A 3,552-nucleotide genomic window follows, 5' to 3' on the forward strand; every position below is an offset into this window, starting at 1 on the left:
TGCATCAGAAAGTTCTTGTTCTGGCATCCCAATTACTGGTCGGATTTGCTGAACAAGTGGGTCTGAATATCTGTACTGCGGTGAATTGTCGTAGCGAGACAAGGCCGCAGCTCTTTGCATCGCGTCGGGGATTTGCGCTATAGCGGCTCTAATCTTAGCATCCTTGCCAAGAAAAATCACAAGCGCCTTGAATTGCCAAGGCTCTAGTGGGGAGTCGGCAGGCCCAGGAGGAACTCGATTGTCTGTATATATCTCACCATCAAACTTCCAGCCGACTTGAACATGATCGGGGCATTCAACCGCGCTAAAACTATCCGCGTCAGAAGCGTCTTTAATCACTATTACGTTAGTCACAATACCGTTTTCAATTATTGCCGCTTTCATAACTACCTCACTTCAATCTCAGTATTACAACAATACCACTAGAACCGTTTGCATTATCGCCGCCGTGGCACCCGCTGCCGGGTGCGCCATATCCACCCCAAAAACTTGCGCCGCCGCTCCCAGACCCATTTACACCGTCTTTTCCGTCACCTCCAGGGATCGGCACCGCCCCAATGGTCGATGATGACCCCGAACCGCCTGTAGAACCTGAGCCCGCACCCCCTCCGCCTGCCGAGAGAATCCCCCCAATGCTGGTTTCCCCGCCAGACGCCCCTATGGTAATAGCTTGCATACCCACGCTCCCTTCAACAATGCCAATTGACGTTGCCCCGGCCCCGCCTCCCCCTGTCCACCCTGGTCCGGCAGAACCGCCACCACCAGTGCAAAAAACTAAATACTTCTCCCCGCTAACGGGGTACCAAGTACCGGAAGAGGTGAAAACTGTTAAGGCAACATCACCTGTTGCGATCCCTGTGAGAAGGGAGCCGTCAACAGCAGGGAGCCGGGCCGACCCATCCAACTGAACTATCTTGTTAGCAGTTGTCCCCACGTCGCTCGATGTAAGCTTATCAATGTTTGTCAGTTGTGATGCATCTATAGATGGCAACTTGGCCGAACCATCAAGTTTCACAACCTTATTGGCAGTTGTTCCGGTGTCGCTGTCGGTCAGAGCACCTATCGCTGTTGCGACTTCACTTGCTGTCTTTGTTTCATACGCTGTCGCGCCTGAATTTGCTTGCAAGAAGGTGTTGGCAACCATAGAGGGTAGATTTACACCCGCTGCGCTTGCCGCCGCCGCATCAGCACTTGCCGCCGCCGCAACCACATCAAGCCCGGTTAAAACAACGTCAGCGTTTGTCAGCACAACATCAGCGTTTGTTGTTACAACATCTGCATTGGTCGAAACAACATCAGCGTTCGTTAAAACCACGTCTGCGTTAGTTGAAACCACATCCGCATTTGTAAGGGCAACATCAGCCGCCGTTGCCGCACTTGATAGCGCAACCGGGTCAAATAGTTCGCAATCCGTACCATCGGAAAACACAACAACCATGCGGCCTTGCGGAATGGTCACGCCAGTACCAGAACACTTGAACGTCAAATCATATGTTGACCCGGTGTTTTTGATAAACCACCAAATTGCCTTATCAGGCGCTGTAATTGTTGGCTGTGAACTCAAGCCACCATCTGAAAAAATCAGTGTGTTATAACGGTAATGGTCTGTATGATCTTCAAAATTGGTCGCATCAAGCGTTAGGTTGCCAGTGAGCGCAATCGCATTGCGGCCCCTTGCGCCATACTCTGCCATTTGAATGGTTTCGTTAAGCCCATCTGTGCCGCCCCAATCGGTTTTCACACCAACTTCAGGTAGTCGAAGGCCTAAAAGGTCTGTTGCTGCATCTGCCATTTATGAAACCACCGAATTGTTAGAAACCCAACGCCAATCTTCGCCATCTGAATAGGCGACCTGATAAGCGCGGTCTGTGATTGAAATAATCTGTCGTGCTGGTGTTGCCGGGGGCAGCCCATCGTCACCGTCAAAGGCATAACCGGGCAATGTCCGCCCATTGAGCGCCCGTTCAATTTGGGTCACCAGTTCGATTGCCCATTGCGGGGCAAGGTTGGAAATTGTTAGCTTAATCATTGGTTATGCACCGCTTGGCGTAATGTGGGTGACATTCGCGCGTGAACTTGTTTCAATGAGTAGATTGTCGAAGGCTTCTTGCTCTTGAACCGAGGCAACCTGCGCCGCCGCTGGGTCATTCATCCAGTTCGCCCAGATTTTGCCTTCAGCCCGCATCCGAATGAGTTCTTCAGCGTCCGTCATCCAAGGGTTGTCAGCCTCATCATCTGTGGCCGGGGCAACAACGCGCACCGTGCCAGCAACGCGAATTGCATAAGCATCATCTGGAATTTGATAGAACCGCAAAGCCTGCGCATAATAGCTGTAGCAGTTGGGTTGCCCGCTCGATATTGTGGTATCGCCAAGCCATAATTCCATTATTGCGGGCTTGATTTGTTTCATGCGCACCGCACGGCCTGAGATCACCGCTGTGATGAAATCAATCCCAATTAAATTCGGGATATCCGCATGGTCTGCGCTTGTGTAATCAGATTGGTCCGCAACGGTATTAAAGGTCACCTGCGAACGCTTTTGGTTAAACCAGAATTTCTTGGACCGATAATGATTGATCGCTGACGTTATTTCGTTCGCAATCGCGCCATTGGTCGTCAAATCGGGGCGCTTTACCTCTAGGGCAATCCGCGCTTTCATTATTGCAAGTGTGGTCATTGCTCACCCCAGAAAAGGAAAAGGTGGCAGTTTCCCGCCACCCTTAGTTTGTTAGCCAACTCGTGGAATGTAGTTGATTGTAACCACACCAGAACCAGCCGTTGCAGCCGTACCCGTAAGCACAACTGTTGCAGTGATTGTGGTGTCAGCAGTCACAAGGTAACCGCCCACGGCTTCGTCACAAGGAACGAAAGTTGTTGTGCCAAGGGCCAACAATGTGCCGTAAAGGTTGTCATCACTCGATGTGCCAATGTTCAATGTGTTTGTGGTGCCAGCGTCAAACGCCGTATTCACATGCACACCTGAGATTGGCTTCAGGATCATAGAACCCGCCGGGATTACACCAACAGTTACCGCCGTGCCATCGTCGGCAAAACCGACTGTTGCACTAATGCAATGCACCGCATTAATTGAATGCTCACGTGCAATGAGTTGAGTTGTATCAGTAGCCATTTTTCAAGCCCTTTCTTAAGCAGCCGGAGCGGCGTAGGTTGGGATTGTGATCGTGGCGAAATCTTCAGAGTTGAAGATTGATTTCTTCATGCCGTGAATACACGACACAGAGACACCCAGCTCGTTGTCATAATCGAACAGCTTTTCTGTCCAAACGAACTTGGTTGGGCCACTATCCTTGCCGTAGGCGCAAGACAGGGCTTGAGCACCACAGAACACTGCGCGGCGGGTGTTGGAAATTGCCGCACCTGTTGATGAGTTGATCGCCAATGGAAGGCGCGTTGATTCAACCAGCAATGTGCGGTTGTAAACGCCCAAAGCACCCGACAAAATGCCGTTGTCTTTGATTTTGCCGCCTTCAATGCTTGCACGTTGCAGGTCAAACCAGTTGCCCGCTGTGGTCGCATCGGCGCGAAGGTCCA

The 3,552-nt window shown here is 51.3% G+C and carries 6 protein-coding genes; all 6 read right to left on the minus strand.

Annotation, left to right across the window (positions count from 1 at the left end):
- Positions 1 to 384 (minus strand): hypothetical protein (locus Q0231_RS07660; protein ID WP_299346867.1); only part of this gene is annotated, 384 nt, incomplete at its 3' end.
- A 7-nt stretch (positions 385 to 391) separates the two neighbouring features.
- A complete protein-coding gene (locus tag Q0231_RS07665) occupies positions 392 to 1,792 on the minus strand; it encodes a hypothetical protein (RefSeq protein ID WP_299346869.1) in 1,401 nt (466 codons plus the stop codon).
- Entirely contained in the window at positions 1,793 to 2,029 is a 237-nt protein-coding gene (locus tag Q0231_RS07670; protein ID WP_299346871.1) for a hypothetical protein, read from the minus strand.
- A 3-nt stretch (positions 2,030 to 2,032) separates the two neighbouring features.
- Positions 2,033 to 2,677 carry a hypothetical protein gene (locus tag Q0231_RS07675; protein WP_299346873.1) on the minus strand — a complete coding sequence of 215 codons (645 nt, stop codon included), beginning with the start codon at positions 2,675 to 2,677 and terminating at the stop codon, positions 2,033 to 2,035.
- A 51-nt stretch (positions 2,678 to 2,728) separates the two neighbouring features.
- Positions 2,729 to 3,130, minus strand: coding sequence for a hypothetical protein (locus tag Q0231_RS07680; RefSeq protein WP_299346875.1), 402 nt, complete (start codon positions 3,128 to 3,130; stop codon positions 2,729 to 2,731).
- Between the two features lie 15 nt (positions 3,131 to 3,145).
- Positions 3,146 to 3,552 (minus strand): DUF4043 family protein (locus Q0231_RS07685; protein ID WP_299346877.1); only part of this gene is annotated, 407 nt, incomplete at its 5' end.

This window comes from uncultured Maritalea sp. (assembly GCF_937139385.1).
GTDB classification, from domain to species: domain Bacteria; phylum Pseudomonadota; class Alphaproteobacteria; order Rhizobiales; family Devosiaceae; genus Maritalea; species Maritalea porphyrae_A.